Raw genomic sequence first — 19,878 nt, 5'->3', positions numbered from 1 at the left:
TTTCAATTGCGATTGCGCATCACGCCTTCCTGAACGGTCGACGCGACCATTACGCCATCCCGCGTGTAAAACTCCCCACGAACAAAACCACGGGCGCTGGAAGCCGAGGTGCTCTCTACGCTGTACAGCAACCATTCGTTCATGTTGAAAGGGCGATGGAACCACATTGAATGGTCGATCGTGGCAATTTGCAGACCTTTTTCCAGGAAGCCGATGCCGTAGGGTTGCAGCGCGACGGGCAGGAAATTCAGATCGGAAGCATAACCCAGCAGATACTGATGAATGCGGATATCATCCGGTATCGTACCGTTGGCGCGGATCCAGACCTGGCGCGTCGGGTTCGCAACGTGGCCTTTTAACGGGTTGTGGAACTCCACCGGGCGGATCTCCAGCGGGCGGTCGCTGATAAATTTTTCTTTCAGCACGGGCGGCAGCAGATGCGCCAATGAACGGGCGATCTCCGTCTCCGATTGCAGCGTTTCCGGCGCAGGGGCGTCCGGCATGGTTTTCTGATGCTCAAATCCCTCTTCCGGCGCCTGGAAGGAGGCTGTCATATAGAAAATAGGTTTCCCGTTCTGGATGGCGGCGACGCGACGCGCGCTGAAACTGTTGCCGTCGCGCAGAACTTCCACATCGTAAATAATGGGCTTCAGGCTATCGCCGGGGCGCAGAAAGTAGCTGTGAAAAGAGTGAACCAGACGTTGTTCAGGTACGGTCTCTTTGGCGGCATACAGCGCCTGACCGACCACCTGACCACCAAAAACCTGACGTAATCCTAAGTCTTCACTTTGGCCCCGAAAGAGTCCTTCTTCAATTTTTTCCAGATCTAACAATGACAGCAAATTATTCAGTGCCTGACTCATACGTGCTCTCCAGGTAACAACGGCGCCGAAGCGAGGTAGGCAGAGTATAACGCAATTTTGAAAGTGGTCCGATGGGTGCAATAGTCTGAATTACGGACTAATTCCAGGCAAAAATAAGTGAGATATGCCACACTTAGTCACGTTATGTCTTTGTTAACCACTCTTCCGGCGGGTAAAGCACCTCCCGCTGATGCATTGATGATAAGGAGAATTTAATGAAACTCGTGCACATGGTAAGTGGTTTAGCGGTTGCGGTTGCTCTGGCAGCCTGCGCAGACAGAAGCGCAGATATCCAGACGCCTGCGCCTGACCCAAATACTTCTGGCGTGGCTACACAGTCAACTATTCAGCAACCTAATGTCTCCGGTACCGTCTGGATCCGTCAGAAAGTGGCCCTGCCACCGGATGCCGTACTGACCGTGACGCTGTCTGATGCCTCACTGGCGGATGCGCCGTCGAAAGTGCTATCGCAGAAGGCGGTGCGCACCGAGGGGAAACAGTCGCCATTTAGCTTTGTACTGCCGTTTAACCCGGCTGACATCCAGCCAAATGCGCGGATTCTGTTGAGCGCCGCCGTGACGATTAATGACAAACTGGTCTTTATCACCGATACCGTACAGCCGGTCATTAATCAGGGCGGCACGAAAGCGGATCTGACGCTGGTGCCGGTTCAGCAAACGGCAGTGCCTGTTCAGGCCAGCGGCGGTGCAGCGACAACCGTACCGTCAACGTCACCGACGCAGGTGAACCCGTCTTCCGCCGTACCGGCGCCGACACAGTTCTAAGCTCTCACAGGACAACCCTCTCCGGCCGGAGAGGGTTAATAAATCCAGCGATATCGTTGCATATCGATTTGCCCACTCCCCGAGACCACCACGCCTTCTGACAGTAACGCCTGACGTTGGCGTTGCAGGTCTGGCCCGGTCAGGGAGATGGCGCCATGACGATTCACGACCCGATGCCAGGGGAGGGTGCTGCCTTCCGGCAATCGTTTTAATACGCCGCCGACCTGACGCGCGGCGCGAGGTGAACCGGCGAGGCGGGCGACGTCGCCATAAGTCGTGACAAACCCTTCGGGGATTGAGGCCACGATTTGCCAGACGCGTTGGGGGAAAGTGTCTTGTCTGTCCATCATTCATTCCTGCGATAATCTTCCAGCATAATCGTGAATCGCCGGGGAGTGAAGCCTCATTGCGCAAGAAAACAGCATCCGATATTGGATGGGTTGCATTTACAGGGGCCAGCAGTGATAATGCGCCTGCGCGTTGGTTAACAACGCTCTCAATGGGGGCTCTGTTGGTTCTCCCGCAACGCTACTCTGTTTACCAGGTCAGGTCCGGAAGGAAGCAGCCAGAGCAGATGACGTGTGTGCCGGGATGTAGCTGGCAGGGCCCCCACCCAATTCTGCCGTCCGGCAACCTCTTCATTTTCCTCCTCTTGTCATATTAACGTCATTATTTTGTCATCAAATGCTGGCAGAGTGTTATCGGGACGTTATTAATCAGTTTGTGCCCTGATATTCACGCGGTGACGATAGCTGTGTCGCACACGACGTGTTTTGCCTGTTTACAAGGACTCTTTACGATGGCTACTGCTGTACTAAATGTCAAAATCGATGAGACGTTAAAAGAGAAGCTTCGCCATTATGCCGAAGCAAATAATGAGAACTTAAGTATCACCACAGAAAAACTGCTGCTGATTGCATTTGAGGCCGCAGAAGAGGCGGGAGTCTCGGCGAGTGATATCGACAGTCAGCATACGGAAGAATCCGTAGATGAGCCGCTTACTCCTAAAGAAATCAAAGCATTACGCAGATTACTCAAGAAGAAAAAATGAAACAACAACTCTCAATCGCCAGTAATTATGGCGAAGCCTGCGAATTACTGCGTTCCGGCTATGTGAAGCATGTTCGTCTTAACTGGAATGTTGGTAGTGATGAATTCTTTCGTATTGCCTCCGACTGGTGCGATGCCGGGGCAAAAATAAAGAAAGACGGCGAGAACTTCATTATTTCCCTGAAAGGTTTCCCCGTCCCACGCCAGCAATAAAACGACGATGACAGGCCATATTAGATAATTTTGCGTATTTTCCCTGCGCTGTTTTGTGAGCGCAGGTTGTCCCATATCGGCTGTAATGTCTGAAAAGCCGATCGCAGTGTTTCATCCGGCAGGGTGAACGGCATACGTAAGAAACGATCAAACGCACCCGCGAGGCCAAAACGCGTACCGGTGCCCAGTTGAATCCCTTCGCTTTCGGCGCGCGTTGCAAAGAGCGTGGCCAGCGTGTCGGGTAACTCCACCCAAAAAGAGAGCCCGCCCTGCGGCTGCCTGAAGCGCCATTCAGGAAAATGCGCGTGCATCAGTTCACAACACAGGTCGCGTCGTTGGGACAGCAACTGCCGTCTGTCAGGAAGAAAGCTGGCGGCATTATCAAGCAGCCAGCCGGTCGCTAACTGCTCCAGTACCGGCGATCCTAAATCAAACGTATCCCGGGTTTGTACCAGCGCGGCGATTGTCCGTGATGAGGCGCGAACCCACCCCAGACGCAACCCGCCCCAGAAACTTTTTCCTGCCGATCCCAGCATAATAATCGGCGCGTCGGCATTGTAATGCGCGAGTGGGGGCGGCGGCGGGGCGTTGTACCACAAATTAACCATCGTCTCGTCCACAACCAGCGTGGTATGCGTTCTGGCGGCAATATCCGCGACCGCTTGCCGCGTGGCGGCATCCATACAGCGCCCGGTGGGATTATGGAAATCCGGCATCAGATAAGCCATTCTCGGCGCGGTCTGCGCAATGGTCGCCATCAGACCGGCGGTGTCCCAACCCTGTTCGGGCAATGAGACGCCAACGGGGCGACAGGAGGCTCCCTGAATCGCGGCGATTGCGAGCGGGTAGGTCGGGTGATCCACCACTACGCGATCGCCCGGGCCCGTCAGGAGTCGCAGGAGTAGCGCCAGCCCGCTCACGGCGCCATTGACCACCATGATTTCATCAGGGCGGGTTGGCAAGCCGCGCTCGCAATAGTGCCGGGCGATAGATTCACGTAAAGAGAGCAGACCTTGCGGCAGATACCCGGAACTCAGCAGATGCTGCGGCATTGCGCAAAGCGCCAGCTGGTAAGCCTGGTGAATTTCAGGGCCTGCGCTGAGCGCGGCGGTAGAGAGATCCAATGCCATATTGGCTCCGCCGCGCGTGGGCACAGGGTGGATGGCATCCGGTAAGATCACCCGCGAGCCGCTACCCTGACGGCTTTCCAGATAGCCTTCTTCCCGAAGTTGCGCCATTGCGCTGGCGACGGTTGTTCGGCTGATCTTCAATACGGCGGCCAGTTCGCGTTCGCCGGGCAGTCGGCTATCGAGCGCCAGTCGGCCATCAAGAATCAGCAGACGCAGGGCCTCCGCCAGCTGACGCCAGACAGGAGTACGTGAGGGGGTCTCCTGCCAGTGCCCAAGCAGGCGCTGAAGAGACTGGCTTCCATAGCGGCGTGATGACATAGCAGTCCACTTTTTTAAAACTGGACATTAATCATAGTGCCAATTGCGGTGAAGATGAAAGGTATCTGAACGGGGAGAATGGAAGAATGCTGCGTCGTCTGATTCAACTGTATACCGGTCTGGCTCTTTATGGCGTATCGACCGCAATGTTTGTGCGTGCGGACTTAGGGGCCGATCCGTGGAACGTTTTCCACCTTGGCGTGGCGAATTTGCTGTCAATGAACATTGGCATGGTGATTATTGCCGTTGGCGTGCTGGTGTTATTACTGTGGATACCGCTGCGTCAACGCCCGGGCCTTGGCACCATCAGCAACGTGATCGTTATTGGGCTGGCGGCGGATGTTGCTCTGGCCGTACTGCCCGCTTTTGAGTCGTTGCTTGTCCGCAGTGTTCTGTTGATCTCCGCTGTAGTGGTCAACGCGCTGGCGACCAGCATGTATATTGGGGCCGGTTTCGGCGCAGGCCCGCGAGATGGCCTGATGACCGGGATTCACGCGCGCACCGGTTGGTCGATACGCGCCATCCGCACGGCGATTGAAGTTTCGGTATTGCTGAGCGGCTGGTTGCTGGGGGGGACGCTGGGCGTCGGTACGGTATTGTATGCGCTGGCTATCGGGCCGCTGATTCAGATCTGCTTGCCGTGGTTTCGCTATCAGCCCCGGGCACGCATTCGGGCTCGTCATTCGCCCACAGCAGAGTAACGCGATGGCGACTAGACTTAACAACGACTGACGCGGCCAGAATTGGCTTGCCGCGCAGTACGCTTCGGAGGTTTTTCTCATGAAGTATGTTGATGGTTTTGTGGTTGCCGTACCTGCTGAAAACAAGGAGGCGTATCGGGAAATGGCGGCAAAAGCGGCTCCTCTCTTTAAAGAGTTTGGGGCGTTACGCGTCGTTGAGTGTTGGGCTGATGATGTGCCGGACGGCAAATTGACCGACTTTCGCATGGCGGTGAAAGCGGAAGATCACGAAGAGGTGGTGTTTAGCTGGATTGAATACCCTTCGAAAGAGGTTCGCGACGCGGCGAATCAGAAAATGATGTCAGACCCACGAATGAAAGAGTTTGGCGATGCCATGCCTTTTGATGGCAAGCGCATGATTTACGGCGGATTCTCTCCCATTCTGGATGACTGAAGCGACAGGCTGTGCGGCGTGCCGCCAGCCGTCCCCATTCTAAATCCGTTTTTCCGCCCACAAAATAAATTCTGCGGCGGGCAGCGCTTTGCTGTAAAGCCATCCCTGACCATACTGCACGCCGTGCTGGCGTAACCAGTCCTCCTGATGCGTCGTTTCAATACCTTCCGCCACCATTTTCAGCTTCAGCGTTTTCGCCATTTCAATAATATGCGGCGTCACATTTTTGTAGGCCAGCGCATCAACAAAGGACTTGTCGATCTTCAGAATATCCACGTCCAGATTCTGTAAGTAGCAAAGACTGGAATAGCCAGTGCCAAAGTCATCAAGATAAATCGCGTGACCGGCTTTGCGGTATCTGGCAATGACTGGCGCGCTGGTTTTGGGATCGGCAAACTCACGCTCGGTCAGCTCCAGGGCGATTTGCGACGGTGAAATCTGACTCCGGTTAAGCAACTGGCTGAGATGTACCGGAAGTTTCTCCGACGCAAGGGTCGTTGCCTCAATATTGATAGAAATGTGCTGCTCAGGGTGTTGTCGCAGCCATGTTCCCATCTCCTCAAAAACGGTCTCTAAAATCAGGTGGGTGAGCGGTTCGGAAAGCCCCGTTTGTTCTGCGAGGGGAATAAATATTTCTGGCGAAAGGTAGCTGCCGTCGGTTTGCGGCCAGCGAGCCAGCGCTTCCGCGCCTGCTATCTTCCCGCTACTCAGCGAAATAATCGGCTGATAATGCACCTTAATATCACGGTTATGGATGGCGTCCAGTAAACGGTGGTGTGGTGATTGTAAGCGGCGAAGAATGCGCAGAATAAACGCCGCCGCCAGCAGGCTCGCCATCATCCCCAGCGGTAGCCAGATAAAAGCCTGGCGATACCAGTTCTTTTGTAGCGGTAGCGTGGAGGCCCAGGTCACGATGGCGATGTTCATTTCAGGAGAGCGCTGAATTGTGTAGACACTGTTGCGATCTTCCCGGTATTGACCGGGCGACTGCTGCAATTGTCGAATAATGTCGGGATCGAGCCGATTGCTACTGGCGGCCACGATGTTATTTGCTTCGCCAATAATAGCGGCATCAATATGCCATGAACTAAATGGGATCACATCAATGAAGGAGGCGGGGTCCATCATGACCACATAGTGTCCTTTACCCACAGCGACCATAAAGCGCTTGAGCCCTAAATCATTTTGCGAGGTAAGCCATATGCGGTAGCCGTCCTGGGTGATCTTTTCCGGTTTGGGGAAAACGAAGGGGGCGCTTTTTTGCTCCAGCGATGAGCAAACAGGCATATTTTGGTCGAGGTATAGCACTTCCTGAATGTAGCGCAGACTGTAAGATATTCGGCGCATTGTCAGTAAATGCGCATTACTACAAGGCGTACCGCGAAAGGCGTTTAGCTGGTCTAACGCCAGTTTGCTCTGGGAGGCAACTTTGTCAGCGCGTAAGGCTACGCGTGATGAATAGACGTTAAGTTCCTCAATAAATTTCTTTTCAACCTGGCGATGAGCGAGCCAGAGGCTTAATCCCACAGGGGCAAGGACAGACAGAATGAGCACCCCTGTGACCAGGCTGACCAAATGTCGTGTTGTCACGGTGATATCCTTATTGATGCAGCATATGGCGAGTATATCTGAACGTAAAAAAGCCCTTCGTTTAATCACGTTATTCTAACTGCTTTTGCTCTTTCTGGCTCAATAAGGGCTTGTTTCGACTTAAAACGTACAATATTGAAGGATAACCACATCATTATGAGGGTTGAAAAGCGGCAATTTGCGGCGTATTTTATTGTTACGTTATAACATAATATTGAGGCTGTCATGAAACCGAATATCCATCCTGCCTATCGCACCGTGGTGTTCCACGATACCAGTGCGAATGAATACTTTAAGGTGGGGTCAACGATCAAAACCGAGCGTGAGATTGAGCTTGAGGGCGTGACCTATCCGTATGTCACCATTGAGGTGTCTTCTAAATCACACCCTTATTACACCGGAAAACAAAAAACCTTTGATAACGAAGGCAGCGCAGCACGTTTCCAGAAACGTTTCGGAAATTTTATTGGCGCTAAGCGAGGATAAGATGCAGGTACTGAATTCATTGCGTAGCGCAAAGCAGCGGCACCCGGACTGCCAGATAGTTAAACGCAAAGGGCGTTTATATGTGATCTGCAAATCCAATCCACGTTTTAAAGCGGTGCAGGGTCGTAAAAAAAGACGTTAATGATTTGCCAACATTGCAGGGACTACAGTGCGTGCCAGGGACGGTACGCACTTTTTACATCTGCAACAGTGAGAAAACTAGTGGCTTGTTTCTGTGCGAGTGAGCGTGAAAACATCGTAGAAAGAGAGTTCGCCTTTACGCGTTATCATCTTCTGTAATTGTGCTTTCTGGTCGCTGCCAACATGCGGTGACTGAAGAATAGCGTGGATCAGCGCAGGGGGAACGAAGCGCGTGTTATACCATTCTCCGTTATAGCAAACCCTGAAATCCAGCACGTCGATATCCTCGTAGCGATAACGCGGGGCGACATCAAAAAAGAAAAAACCATTCAACAGGACGAATAATACGACCAGCAGCCACACTGAATCCACCAGCGTGTCTGATTGCAGCATGACAGCCAGCGTGGCAAACCAGGCGATATACATGCCAATAAACAGCCCCGGATGTTTGCGAATAAAACTAATACTGAAACGCGGTCTGTTGTCGCGTTTCTCGCGAGCATTGAGATCGTCAATCGTTTCCGTCAGCAGGCGCTGTATTTCTGTCATCATTTGCCTTTGTGATTTCTGTAACATTCAGGGAACAGCCCATTTTAGAAGGGCGAACTTCATGAAAAAAGTAACAGATTAACCACAATTTATCATAACAGTTACAATTCGCTTTACAGCGTTTTAATGATTCGCGCGGGATTTCCACCGACCACAACGTTGGCCGGAACGCTTTTGGTCACGACGGCGCCCGATGCGACAACGGCGTTGTCGCCAATGGTGACGCCAGGGTTAATCACGGCGCGACCACCGATCCAGACATTATTCCCGATGGTTACAGGTTTACCCAGTTCCCTACCGCTGTTGCGTTCTGTGGCATCCAGCGGGTGCGTCGCCGTATAGATATGCACGCCAGGCGCGAGCATACAATTGTCGCCGATATGAATCGGGCAGACATCCAGCATCACACAGTCGAAGTTAGCGTAAAATGCTTTGCCGAGGTAAATATTGTAACCGTAATCACAGCGGAAGGAGGGCTCAATATACGCACCGTCGCTCTGGCCTAGCAGGTCGCTCAGAATAGCCTGTCGCGCATTCTTCTCGTCCGGTGCGGAGTGGTTGTATCGATGAAGCAACTGGCGCGCCCGCAGGCGGTCGTTGCGCAATGTCTCATCGGCCGGGCAATATAACTCACCGGCAATCATCTTCTGCTTTTCTTCGCTCATTATGCACTCTTCTGTTTGTGGATTAACTGCCGCAGTACAGTAAAGCGCAACGCCTTTTAAGGGAACGTTCCCGTTACCTTGATGTGATCTAAATCACGAGACGTAAAATAGGAATTAACGGTAAATACAGGGAAACCCTCGGTCAGGCAGAACGAACGTATTCTCCATAGCGTTATGCAAAAATTAGCGAATGAATTTCCACACGGAGGTGGGAATCTTGTCGTAGAGCTTATTCATCGTCAATTCTGCAAGACGGTGATCTGCTGCTGAGTAAAATACAGCCAATTCATTGTCAGACAATTCATATTTATTTTTCTCTATTACACGTTCCAGCGTGTCTATTGTCTGGCAGCGTCGTAAACGCATCAAATAATCTGTTTTCGTTAATGGTTTATCGGACATAAATCTTACCTATGATTGTAATAATTTTTAACATGACAAGCTAACAGGATTCGCCCTGGTGGCATTGACGAAGCAGCGAAACAGGCGGTTTCCTGATTTTCGCCATTTTTGCAGATCCTGCGCATTAATGCCGTAACTGCTGAACAACATAAAGGTGTCATCCAGATATTCATCTATCTGTGCAATCAGCTTATTGTCCTCATTATACTTAATTTTATAATTAAGTGCGAAGGTTGCAATATGCTCTATCAGTTCATTGAGCTGAAGATTGATTGCCGAAGTAGGGTCATTAACCCAACCGTGGTTGCTTTCTTCAAGGTTTGCAAGACAGTCATGATACAGGGTTTCACAGAGAAATTTAAGCTGTGCGATATCATGTCTTTTGGGTGAGTACTCATCCATAACGCATCCCCTTCTTAGTGGCTTGAACTAACCGAACACCTTTCGGGATGGATACAACTAACTGACCTGGAACTTGCGCTCTTCTCCTGATGTTTTAACTATAATCCACTCTAAAAAAGATTTCATCGTCCTATTACGAAAAATTACAATTAGGTAAAAGTATGTTGCCCCAACGCAATTTTACATTTTAACCGTAAAAGACGATGCCTGAAATGAGGCGATCTTTTTATTGTTTTTGCAATCATTGAGTTATCGTCATTTGTGCTAACGACGATTGTTAAGAAGGCTGTTACACTCACGATATACCAGGAATAATCTTAATGATTTCTTAATTAACGGAAAAAATAAGAAATGACCAGACTCTCTAAGAATAGCCTTTAGCACGCTGGGGATTATATGTCTTATTTATTCTACGGTGAATAAACAAACTAACAATAAGCGCTTTTTATGATTTTTATCCAGAAAAAAGGCCGCTTGCGCGGCCTTTTCACAGGAGATGAATCAATGATGCTCTACCGAATGGCTGTGCTCAATGTCTTCGCTCTTGCGGCTAAAGCGGCGGCGTACCACCACAAAGAAGACCGGAACGAAGAAGATAGCCAGAACCGTTGCGGTGACCATCCCGCCCATTACGCCGGTGCCCACAGCGTTCTGCGCGCCGGAACCTGCGCCAGAGCTGATAACCAGCGGCATAACGCCGAGGATAAACGCCAGAGACGTCATCAGGATCGGGCGTAAACGCATACGTACCGCTTCCAGCGTTGCTTCTATCAGACCTTTGCCTTCTTTATCCATTAAGTCTTTGGCGAATTCGACGATAAGTATCGCGTTCTTCGCCGACAACCCAATGGTTGTGAGCAGGCCCACCTGGAAGTAAACGTCGTTGGTCAGGCCACGGAAGGTTGCCGCCAACAGCGCGCCGATAACCCCGAGCGGCACCACCAGCATAACGGAGAACGGAATAGACCAGCTCTCATACAGCGCCGCCAGACACAGGAAGACCACGATCAGTGAAATGGCGTACAGGGCAGGCGCCTGGTTGCCGGACAGTCGTTCCTGATAAGACATCCCGGTCCAGTCGTAGCCGATGCCGGATGGCAGTTTGCTTGCCAGCTCTTCCATCATCGCCATTGCTTCACCGGTACTCTTACCTGGTGCCGCCTGGCCGAGGATTTCCATTGAAGGCAGACCGTTATAGCGTTCCAGACGAGGTGAACCGTATTCCCAGCGCGAGGAGGAGAAGGCCGAGAACGGCACCATCTGACCATCGCTACCGCGCACATACCAGTTTCCGATATCTTCCGGCAACATACGGTATTTCGCTTCAGACATGACGTAAACTTTCTTCACACGACCACGGTCGATGAAGTCGTTCACATAGCTGCCGCCCCATGCTGCGCCCAGCGTCGTGTTAATATCGCTAATGGAAACACCCAGCGCCTGCGCTTTTTCCTGATCGATATCGACCTTGAACTGCGGCGTATCTTCCAGACCGTTCGGACGAACGCCGACCAGCAGATCCGGGTGTTTTGCAACTTCGCCAAACAGCTGGTTACGCGCCTGCGTCAGTTTTTCATGACCGAGGCCGCCCTGGTCAATCAACTGGAAGTCGAAGCCCGTTGCCGTACCCAGTTCGACAATCGCTGGCAGGTTAAAGGCGAACACCATCGCATCTTTAATCTGGGAGAATGCGCCCATCGCGCGACCGGTGATCGCATCGACTTTATTCTCATCCCCCGGACGGTCGGCCCAGTCTTTCAACGAGACGAACGCGATACCGGTGTTCTGACCACGACCAGCAAAACCAAAGCCGTTAACCGCAAAGACGGATTCAACGTTATCTTTCTCTTTGGTGAGATAATAGTCGGTCATCTCATCGAGAACTTTCTGCGTACGCTCCTGGGTTGCGCCCGCTGGCAGCTGCGCCATGCTCAGGAAGACTCCCTGGTCCTCGTCCGGCAAGAAGGAGCTTGGCAGGCGAACGAACAGGTAAGCCATGCCGACCACGATGATCAGATAGAGCAGCAGATAACGACCGGTGCTGCGCAGGATGTTGCCTACGCTGTCGGTGTAGTGGTGCGTGCTCTTTTCGAACATGTTGTTGAACCAGCCAAAGAAACCTTTGGTTGACCCGTGGCTGCCTTTGGCAACCGGCTTAAGCATGGTTGCGCACAGGGCTGGCGTCAGGATCAGTGCCACCAGCACTGACAGCGCCATTGCGGACACAATGGTGATGGAGAACTGACGATAAATAGCCCCTGTAGACCCGCCGAAGAAGGCCATCGGGATAAATACCGCTGACAGCACCATCGCGATACCCACCAGCGCGCCCTGAATCTGGCCCATTGATTTTCGCGTGGCTTCTTTCGGCGGCAATCCTTCTTCGGACATTACACGCTCAACGTTCTCTACCACCACGATGGCGTCATCCACCAACAGGCCGATGGCGAGCACCATCCCGAACATTGTTAGCGTGTTTATCGAGAAACCGAACGCCGAAAGCACGGCGAATGTCCCTAACAGCACCACCGGCACCGCGATTGTCGGAATCAACGTCGCGCGGAAGTTTTGCAGGAACAGGTACATGACCAGGAACACGAGGATGATGGCTTCTACCAGCGTTTTCACCACTTCGTGAATGGAGATCGTCACGAACGGGGTGGTGTCATACGGGTAAACGATCTTCATCCCTGACGGGAAGAACGGTTCCATCTTCTTCAGTTCTGCACGGATGGCGTTTGCGGTATCCAGCGCGTTCGCACCGGTCGCCAGCTTGATCCCCAGACCAGACGCAGGCTGTCCGTTGAACTTCGCAATGATGTCGTAGTTCTCACCGCCCAGTTCAATTCTTGCTACATCGCGCAGGCGAACCTGGGAGCCGTCCTGGTTCACTTTCAGCAGAATTTTACCGAACTCTTCCGTAGAGGTCAGACGCGTTTGTGCGATGATGGAGGCGTTCAGTTGCTGGCCTTTCACCGGCGGCGTACCGCCAAGCTGACCGGCCGCAACCTGGGCGTTCTGCGCTTTGATCGCGTTAATCACATCCACTGGCGTGAGCTGGAAGTTGTTCAGCTTCGTTGGGTCCATCCAGATACGCATCGCGTACTGCGAACCAAACAGCTGCACGTCACCCACACCTGACGTACGGCTGATGGCGTCTTTCATGTTCGCCGCAACGTAGTCAGAGATATCCTCCTGGGTCATGGTGCCGTCGGTGTTAATGACGCCCACAACCATCAGGAAGCTGCTGGATGATTTCTCAACGCTCACACCCTGCTGTTGAACCTCCTGAGGAAGCAGCGGCATGGCCAGTTGCAGTTTGTTCTGCACCTGAACCTGCGCGATATCTGCATCCGTACCGGATTCGAAGGTCAGGGTGATCTGCACGGTACCCGTGGAGTCACTGTTTGAGGACATGTACATCAGGTTATCGATACCGTTCATGTTCTGTTCGATAACCTGCGTCACCGTGTCCTGCACGGTTTTCGCATCAGCGCCAGGGTAAGTCGCGGAGATCGTCACTGCGGGCGGCGCAATCGTTGGATATTGCGCTACCGGCAGTTTGAGGATCGCGAGGCCCCCTGCCAACATGATGATAATGGCGATCACCCACGCAAATATAGGGCGATCGATAAAGAAATTAGGCATGTCTTAACGGCTCCTGTTTAAGTTAAGACTTAGACTGTTCAGACGGGTTAGCGCTTGCGGCTTGCTGTTCATTATCCGCGGTGACTTCCTGCGCTTTAACCTGCGCGCCAGGACGCACTTTTTGCAGCCCGGTAACAATCACGCGATCGCCCGATTTGAGTCCATCAGTGACTAACCACTTATCGCCAATCGCCTGGTTTGCGACGATCTGACGGGTTTCCACTTTGTCATCGGCGCCGACAACCAACGCACTGGCATCACCGCGTGGCGTACGGGTAACGCCCTGCTGGGGAACCAGCAATGCATCAGGATTGGTGCCTTCTTCCAGACGTGCGCGAACAAACATACCAGGCAGTAAGGTATGGTCCGGGTTAGGGAAGATTGCGCGTAACGTAATAGAACCGGTGGTTTGGTCGACGGTGACGTCAGAAAACTCAAGCGTACCGGATTGCGGATAGGTAATGCCGTCGCTGGTGACCAGCTCGACTTTCGCTTTGCCGTTCTCTTGCTTCAGTTTGCCGCTCGCCAGCTCCTGTTTCAGGCGCAGGAAGTCGTTGCTTGACTGCGTTACATCCACATAGATCGGGTCGAGTTGCTGTACTGTCGCGAGGGCGGTAGCCTGGCCGTTTTGTACCAGCGCGCCTTCCGTTACGGATGATTTACCGATACGGCCGTTAATCGGGGAGGTCACTTTGGTATACGCCAGATTAATGCGTGCGGTTTCAACGGCCGCTTTTGCCGCCACAACAGACGCATTCGCCTGTTGCGCATCTGCCAGCGCGCTATCGTAGTCTTGTTGGCTGATGTATTTCGTACCCAACAGTTTCTGATAACGTTTAACCGTTAACTGAGCGATATTTGCAGCCGCCTGCGCTTTAGCGAGATCGCCTTTGGCGCTTTCGTAAGCCGCCTGGTAAGTCGCAGGATCAATCTGATAGAGAGACACACCCGCTTCAATGTCGCCGCCTTCCGTAAAGTTACGTTTCAGGATAATTCCGCTTACCTGAGGACGAACTTCCGCAATACGGTATGCATTGGTGCGACCCGGGAGTTCAGTAGTGATCTGTAGAGGTTCAGTTTTGAGCGTCACAACCCCAACTTCTGGCATCTGCTGACCACCTTGTTGGGCCTGTTTGTCGTCACATCCTGTTAGCGCTAAGCTGCCTGAGAGCATCAGAACGACCGCCAGAGGCGTAAACCCTCTGTTTTTGTTCATATGTAAACCTCGAGTGTCCGATTTCAAATTGATCAATGGTCAAAAGTCCACAAACCCATTGCTGCGTTTATATTATCGTCGTGCTATGGTACATACATCCACAAATGTATGTAAATCTAACGCCTGTAAATTCACCGACATATGGCACGAAAAACCAAACAACAAGCACAGGAAACTCGGCAACACATCCTGGATGTAGCTCTGCGTTTGTTCTCGCGACAAGGGGTATCATCCACTTCGCTCGCGGAGATTGCAAAAGCCGCTGGCGTCACACGCGGTGCAATCTATTGGCACTTCAAAAACAAGTCGGATTTATTCAGTGAAATCTGGGAGCTATCAGAATCCAATATTGGTGAGCTTGAGATTGAGTATCAGGCAAAATTCCCCGACGATCCACTATCAGTATTAAGAGAAATTTTAGTCCATCTTCTTGAAGCAACCGTGACGGAAGAGCGCCGACGTTTATTGATGGAAATTATATTCCACAAATGCGAATTCGTGGGTGAAATGGCGGTAGTGCAACAGGCGCAGCGAAGCATCTGCGTGGAAAGCTATGATCGCATTGAACAAACGCTAACACATTGTATTAAAGCAAAAATGCTCCCGGGAAACCTGATGACGCGCCGTGCGGCAATATTAATGCGCGGCTATATTTCCGGCATCATGGAAAACTGGCTCTTTGCGCCGCAATCCTTTGATCTGAAAAAAGAAGCACGAGATTACGTCGCCATCTTGTTGGAAATGTATCTGCTTTGCCCGACGCTGAGAGCGGCGCCTGCCCTCGAAAGCCCCTGATATCATTCCAGGAATTATCCTGGACATTTTCCGTTCCGCTATTCTGTCCGTCACCGCCGTGATATTCTTGCGGCTTGACTATTTCCGGTCATTCTTCCGGTTCAGAAACCTTCACTCCCATGACTATGTTGCAGCTCTATAAACGTTCATCGCATCTTGTTTTTATCTCAATCATTTTCTTTGTGTTATTGCTGTGCGGTCAGTCGTCGGCGTTTGCCCGTGCGCAAACGAATGGCGATCTGCCGTCGAAAGCGGACGTGCAAAGCCAGCTGGATGCGCTGGGTAAACAGAAAGACCTCTCGGCGCTGGATAAACTGGTTCAGCAGGATCTCATCGATACGCTCGCCACGCTTGATAAAATCGATCGGGTAAAAGAGGAGACCACGCAATTACGTCAGAAAGTCGCGCAGGCGCCGGAAAAAATGCGTCAGGCGACGGACGCGCTGAATGCCCTCAGCGATGTGGATAATGACGACGAAACGCGAAAAACGTTGAGCACGCTTTCGCTGCGCCAGCTGGAACTTCGGGTTGCGCAGGTGCTGGACGATTTGCAGAACTCGCAAAACGATCTGGCGACTTACAATAGTCAGCTGGTTTCGCTCCAGACGCAGCCTGAGCGTGTACAAAACGCGATGTATACCGCGTCGCAGCAAATGCAGCAAATCCGTAATCGACTGGACGGCACCAGTGTCGGGGACGGCGCATTGCGCCCGAGTCAACAGGCTCTGCTACAGGCGCAACAGGCGTTGCTTAACGCGCAAATCGATCAGCAGCGCAAAAGTCTGGAAGGCAATACAGTTTTGCAGGATACCCTGCAAAAGCAGCGCGATTACGTTACGGCGAACACCAATCGACTGGAACACCAGCTCCAGCTTTTGCAGGAAGCGGTCAACAGCAAACGTCTGACGCTAACCGAGAAGACGGCGCAGGAGGCGATCTCGCCGGATGAAACTGCGCGTATTCAGGCTAACCCTCTTGTGAAGCAGGAGCTGGATGTCAATCATCAACTGAGCCAGCGCCTGATCACGGCAACCGAAAACGGCAACGCGCTCATGCAGCAGAACATCAAAGTCAAAAACTGGCTTGATCGCGCGCTGCAATCAGAGCGCAATATCAAAGAGCAGATTGCGGTGCTGAGAGGCAGTTTGCTGTTGTCGCGTATCTTGTATCAGCAGCAGCAAACGCTGCCGTCGGCAGATGAACTTGTCGATATGACCAACCGGATTGCGGATTTGCGTCTGGAGCAGTTTGAAGTTAACCAGCAGCGTGACGCTTTGTTCCAGAACGATGCCTTTGTGGCCAAACTGGAAGAAGGGCACACTGACGAGGTTAATGACGAAGTGCATGATGCGCTGCTGCAAGTGGTTGATATGCGCAGGGAATTGCTGGATCAGTTGAATAAGCAACTGGGCAATCAGCTGATGATGGCCATTAACCTGCAAATCAATCAACAGCAGCTGATGAGCGTCTCGAAAAACCTTAAAGAGATCCTGACTCAGCAAATCTTTTGGGTTAACAGTAACCGCCCGATGGACTGGGACTGGATTAAAGCCTTCCCGCAAACGCTGAAAGATCAGTTCAGGTCGATGAAAATTACGGTGAACTGGGAAAAGGCCTGGCCTGCGGTATTCATCGCATTCCTCGCGGGACTGCCATTGCTGCTGATCGCCGGGGTGATTCGCTGGCGACTGAAATGGCTTAAAGCGTACCAGGAGAAGCTGGCGGCCGCGGTGGGATCATTGCGTAACGACAGCCAGCTCAATACGCCGAAAGCGATTTTCATCGATCTGATTCGCGCCTTGCCGGTTTGTCTGATAATCCTTGCGGTGGGGCTGATCCTCCTCACCATGCAGTTGAATATTAGCGACCTGTTATGGGCGTTCAGTAAAAAGCTGGCGTTGTTCTGGCTGGTATTCGGTCTGTGCTGGAAGGTGCTGGAGAAAGAGGGCGTTGCCATTCGGCACTTCGGCATGCCGGCGAAATTGACCAGCCACTGGCGCCGCCAGATTGTGCGCATCAGTCTGGCGCTACTGCCGCTGCATTTTTGGTCGGTGGTCGCTGAACTTTCTCCGCTGCATCTGATGGACGATGTCCTGGGGCAGGTGGTGATTTTCCTCAACCTTCTGCTTATTACTCTGCTGGTGTGGCCAATGTGCCGCGATAGCTGGCGTGATAAGGAGTCGCATGGTTTACGTCTGATCACGATTACCGTGCTCTCCATCATTCCCGTCGCGTTGATGGTGTTGACCGCGACGGGCTATTTCTATACCACGCTACGCCTGTCCGGGCGCTGGATTGAAACCGTCTATCTGGTGATTATCTGGAACCTGCTGTATCAGACCGTGTTACGCGGCCTGAGCGTCGCGGCGCGTCGTATTGCCTGGCGCCGTGCGCTGGCGCGTCGTCAGAATCTGGTGAAAGAGGGGGCAGAAGGCGCGGAGCCGCAGGAAGAACCGACCATTGCGCTGGAACAGGTTAACCAGCAAACGCTGCGCATCACCATGCTGCTGATGATTGCCCTGTTTGGGGTGATGTTCTGGGCGATTTGGTCCGATCTGATCACCGTGTTCAGCTATCTCGACAGCATCACGCTCTGGCACTACAACGGCACGGAAGCGGGCGCCGCGGTGGTTAAAAACGTTACGATGGGCAGCCTGCTGTTTGCCATTATTGTGTCAATGGTGGCCTGGGCGCTGATCCGTAACTTACCTGGCCTGCTGGAAGTTCTGGTACTTTCCAGACTGAAAATGCGCCAGGGGGCTTCGTATGCGATCACCACGATCCTCAACTACATCATCATTGCCGTTGGCGCGATGACGGTATTCGGATCGCTTGGCGTATCGTGGGACAAACTACAGTGGCTGGCGGCGGCGTTATCGGTCGGTCTTGGTTTCGGCTTGCAGGAGATTTTCGGTAACTTCGTCTCTGGCATTATTATCCTGTTTGAACGCCCGGTACGCATTGGCGATACGGTGACTATCGGCACCTTCTCCGGGACGGTCAGCAAGATCCGTATTCGTGCGACCACCATTACCGACTTCGATCGTAAAGAGGTGATCATTCCGAACAAAGCCTTCGTGACCGAACGATTGATCAACTGGTCGCTGTCCGACACCACCACCCGGCTGGTGATCCGCCTTGGCGTCGCCTATGGCTCGGATCTGGACAAAGTGAAAAAAGTGTTGTTGCAGGCGGCGACGGAGCACCCGAAAGTGATGCGTGAGCCAGAACCTGCGGTGTTCTTTACCACGTTTGGCGCCAGTACGCTCGATCATGAACTGCGTCTGTACGTGCGTGAACTGCGCGATCGCAGCCATACGGTGGATGAACTGAACCGGACCATCGATCGTTTGTGCCGTGAAAATAACATCGACATCGCTTTTAACCAGCTTGAAGTGCATCTGCGCAATGAGAAAGGTGACGAGGTGACGGAAGTTAAACGCGAAATCAAAGGCGACGATCCGACGCCGTCGGTGGGCTAAGTTCTGTTCAGGGCGGCCAGGCCGCCCTGAGTGTCTCTAATGGGAGAGCGCAGACAGCTCTTCTGGCGAGAGTCCGGTTAGGTGGGTGATCAGATCGGGGGCCAGACCGCTGTCGAGCATTTTGAGAGCGATGCTGCGCGCTTCGGCCTGACGACCTTCTTCTAAGCCCTTTTGCCGTCCTTGCTGCATTCCCTGTTGCATTCCTTTTTGCAGTCCGTCTGCTCTGCCTTTCTCTTCCAGCCATTCGGCAATGCTCATCAGTTGCTCCTTATACTGGGGGGCGCTGCTGGCCAGTTTGCGGATCAACGCGCCGGGGTCCGTGGTATTCCCAACCTGCAACATATAGTGTATCAGCACGCTGATTTGGCTACGGGTCAGGTGTTCCTGCGTTAATAGCGTGATTAATTGATCCTGTAATTCGGCCAGATCGCGTCGACGTATATGCTTTTGCAGTAACTCCAGCATCGCCATTCGCCGATGCCGCATGATCTGATTATCCGGCATTACGGTCAGGTCCACCAGCGCAAATTCATTGCTGTAAAGGCTATTGGCAAGCGCGGGCTCACAAAACATATTCTGCCAGTTCAGGCTGTAGGGCCACGGGCTAATTGACCCGTGGTAGAACAGTAAGGGAACCACTAACGGCAGCGTGTCGTGCCCGGCATCAAGATGCCGCTGCATGGCGGCGATGGCATAACGCATCAGGCGAAACGCCATGAATTTATCGGGTTTGCTTTGATGCTCAATCAGCGCATAAACGTAGCCTGGTCCATGCGTAGTTTGCAGGGAATAGAGGATGTCTGAATAGCTGGCCCGTAAGTTGTCTTCGACAAAACTTCCTGACTCCAGCGTCAGGGAATCCAGATTGCAGATGCGAAGAAAAGTGTCAGGTAAATGGATCTGTAAAAAATCCTGCGCGATCGCTTTTTGCGTCAGCAGTTGCCGAAATACCGCATCATGCGGCGTGGTTGAAAGTCGTTCCATGAACTGTCCGTCGTCATTGTGTCCC

The 19,878-nt window shown here is 52.5% G+C and carries 19 protein-coding genes, 1 other RNA gene and 1 pseudogene; 10 read left to right on the top strand and 11 right to left on the bottom strand.

Annotation, left to right across the window (positions count from 1 at the left end; genetic code table 11):
• Positions 1–2 precede the first annotated feature (2 nt).
• Positions 3–863 carry an acyl-CoA thioesterase II gene (gene tesB / locus OGV82_RS01370; RefSeq protein ID WP_012133528.1) on the bottom strand — a complete coding sequence of 287 codons (861 nt, stop codon included), beginning with the start codon at positions 861–863 and terminating at the stop codon, positions 3–5.
• Between the two features lie 215 nt (positions 864–1,078).
• Here tesB and OGV82_RS01365 point away from each other — a divergent pair, with 215 nt between their 5' ends.
• A complete protein-coding gene (locus OGV82_RS01365; RefSeq protein WP_047458441.1) occupies positions 1,079–1,648 on the top strand; it encodes a YbaY family lipoprotein in 570 nt (189 codons plus the stop codon).
• A 35-nt stretch (positions 1,649–1,683) separates the two neighbouring features.
• Here OGV82_RS01365 and OGV82_RS01360 read toward each other — a convergent pair.
• Positions 1,684–2,073, bottom strand: a pseudogene (locus OGV82_RS01360) (MGMT family protein).
• An 84-nt stretch (positions 2,074–2,157) separates the two neighbouring features.
• Between OGV82_RS01360 and ffs the strand changes: the two are divergent.
• The 3 genes from ffs (at position 2,158) to OGV82_RS01345 (ending at position 2,911) form a co-directional block, all read left to right on the top strand.
• Positions 2,158–2,254: signal recognition particle sRNA small type (ffs, locus tag OGV82_RS01355), an RNA gene on the top strand.
• Positions 2,255–2,447: 193 nt separating this feature from the next.
• Positions 2,448–2,699, top strand: a complete 252-nt coding sequence (locus OGV82_RS01350; RefSeq protein ID WP_012133525.1) for a hypothetical protein — start codon at positions 2,448–2,450, stop codon at positions 2,697–2,699.
• The gene (locus tag OGV82_RS01345; RefSeq protein WP_012133524.1) at positions 2,696–2,911 is read left to right on the top strand and encodes a hypothetical protein; all 216 of its coding nucleotides are present in this window, start codon (positions 2,696–2,698) and stop codon (positions 2,909–2,911) included. Before OGV82_RS01350 ends, OGV82_RS01345 begins: the two co-directional genes overlap by 4 nt.
• Before the next feature lie 20 nt (positions 2,912–2,931).
• Here the strand turns inward: OGV82_RS01345 and yczR are convergent, their stop codons facing one another.
• Positions 2,932–4,359 carry a MocR-like transcription factor YczR gene (gene yczR, locus OGV82_RS01340; RefSeq protein WP_047458437.1) on the bottom strand — a complete coding sequence of 476 codons (1,428 nt, stop codon included), beginning with the start codon at positions 4,357–4,359 and terminating at the stop codon, positions 2,932–2,934.
• Between the two features lie 86 nt (positions 4,360–4,445).
• Here yczR and yczE point away from each other — a divergent pair, with 86 nt between their 5' ends.
• Positions 4,446–5,060 (top strand): membrane protein YczE, encoded by a 615-nt coding sequence (gene yczE, locus OGV82_RS01335; RefSeq protein ID WP_101743908.1) that lies wholly within the window; start codon positions 4,446–4,448, stop codon positions 5,058–5,060.
• A 79-nt stretch (positions 5,061–5,139) separates the two neighbouring features.
• Positions 5,140–5,493, top strand: a complete 354-nt coding sequence (locus OGV82_RS01330) for a DUF1428 domain-containing protein (protein ID WP_012133521.1) — start codon at positions 5,140–5,142, stop codon at positions 5,491–5,493.
• Positions 5,494–5,532: 39 nt separating this feature from the next.
• On the opposite strand, the gene pdeB is transcribed toward OGV82_RS01330, so the two are convergent.
• Positions 5,533–7,083, bottom strand: coding sequence for a cyclic di-3',5'-guanosine monophosphate phosphodiesterase PdeB (pdeB, locus tag OGV82_RS01325; RefSeq protein WP_047458434.1), 1,551 nt, complete (start codon positions 7,081–7,083; stop codon positions 5,533–5,535).
• A 225-nt stretch (positions 7,084–7,308) separates the two neighbouring features.
• Here pdeB and OGV82_RS01320 point away from each other — a divergent pair, with 225 nt between their 5' ends.
• Positions 7,309–7,569: a type B 50S ribosomal protein L31 gene (locus OGV82_RS01320; protein WP_012133519.1), complete on the top strand. Its 261-nt coding sequence runs from the start codon at positions 7,309–7,311 to the stop codon at positions 7,567–7,569.
• A 1-nt stretch (position 7,570) separates the two neighbouring features.
• On the top strand, positions 7,571–7,711 hold the full coding sequence (ykgO, locus tag OGV82_RS01315; protein WP_003859006.1) for a type B 50S ribosomal protein L36: 141 nt from the start codon (positions 7,571–7,573) through the stop codon (positions 7,709–7,711).
• A gap of 77 nt (positions 7,712–7,788) precedes the next feature.
• Here the strand turns inward: ykgO and OGV82_RS01310 are convergent, their stop codons facing one another.
• The 6 genes from OGV82_RS01310 to acrA form a co-directional block, all read right to left on the bottom strand.
• Positions 7,789–8,259, bottom strand: coding sequence for a YlaC family protein (locus tag OGV82_RS01310; RefSeq protein WP_024130587.1), 471 nt, complete (start codon positions 8,257–8,259; stop codon positions 7,789–7,791).
• Between the two features lie 113 nt (positions 8,260–8,372).
• Positions 8,373–8,924 carry a maltose O-acetyltransferase gene (gene maa, locus OGV82_RS01305; RefSeq protein ID WP_047458424.1) on the bottom strand — a complete coding sequence of 184 codons (552 nt, stop codon included), beginning with the start codon at positions 8,922–8,924 and terminating at the stop codon, positions 8,373–8,375.
• A 183-nt stretch (positions 8,925–9,107) separates the two neighbouring features.
• Complete coding sequence (gene hha / locus OGV82_RS01300) at positions 9,108–9,326, bottom strand: hemolysin expression-modulating protein Hha (protein WP_002892050.1); 219 nt, start codon at positions 9,324–9,326, stop codon at positions 9,108–9,110.
• A 27-nt stretch (positions 9,327–9,353) separates the two neighbouring features.
• A complete protein-coding gene (gene tomB, locus OGV82_RS01295) occupies positions 9,354–9,728 on the bottom strand; it encodes an Hha toxicity modulator TomB (RefSeq protein WP_012133514.1) in 375 nt (124 codons plus the stop codon).
• Between the two features lie 501 nt (positions 9,729–10,229).
• Positions 10,230–13,376 carry an efflux RND transporter permease AcrB gene (acrB, locus tag OGV82_RS01290; protein WP_012133513.1) on the bottom strand — a complete coding sequence of 1,049 codons (3,147 nt, stop codon included), beginning with the start codon at positions 13,374–13,376 and terminating at the stop codon, positions 10,230–10,232.
• Between the two features lie 22 nt (positions 13,377–13,398).
• A complete protein-coding gene (gene acrA, locus OGV82_RS01285; RefSeq protein WP_047458420.1) occupies positions 13,399–14,592 on the bottom strand; it encodes a multidrug efflux RND transporter periplasmic adaptor subunit AcrA in 1,194 nt (397 codons plus the stop codon).
• A 141-nt stretch (positions 14,593–14,733) separates the two neighbouring features.
• On the opposite strand from acrA, the gene acrR reads away from it, so the two are divergent.
• Both acrR and mscK read left to right on the top strand, forming a co-directional pair.
• Positions 14,734–15,387, top strand: a complete 654-nt coding sequence (gene acrR / locus OGV82_RS01280) for a multidrug efflux transporter transcriptional repressor AcrR (RefSeq protein ID WP_012133511.1) — start codon at positions 14,734–14,736, stop codon at positions 15,385–15,387.
• A 119-nt stretch (positions 15,388–15,506) separates the two neighbouring features.
• On the top strand, positions 15,507–18,869 hold the full coding sequence (mscK, locus tag OGV82_RS01275) for a mechanosensitive channel MscK (protein ID WP_047458417.1): 3,363 nt from the start codon (positions 15,507–15,509) through the stop codon (positions 18,867–18,869).
• A 36-nt stretch (positions 18,870–18,905) separates the two neighbouring features.
• Here the strand turns inward: mscK and OGV82_RS01270 are convergent, their stop codons facing one another.
• Complete coding sequence (locus OGV82_RS01270; RefSeq protein ID WP_047458414.1) at positions 18,906–19,853, bottom strand: Rpn family recombination-promoting nuclease/putative transposase; 948 nt, start codon at positions 19,851–19,853, stop codon at positions 18,906–18,908.
• Between the last annotated feature and the right edge of the window lie 25 nt (positions 19,854–19,878).

The sequence above is a fragment of the Citrobacter sp. CK191 genome (genome assembly GCF_030333435.1).
GTDB lineage: Bacteria > Pseudomonadota > Gammaproteobacteria > Enterobacterales > Enterobacteriaceae > Citrobacter_B > Citrobacter_B koseri.
This window is presented reverse-complemented; position numbering and strand designations above follow the sequence as displayed.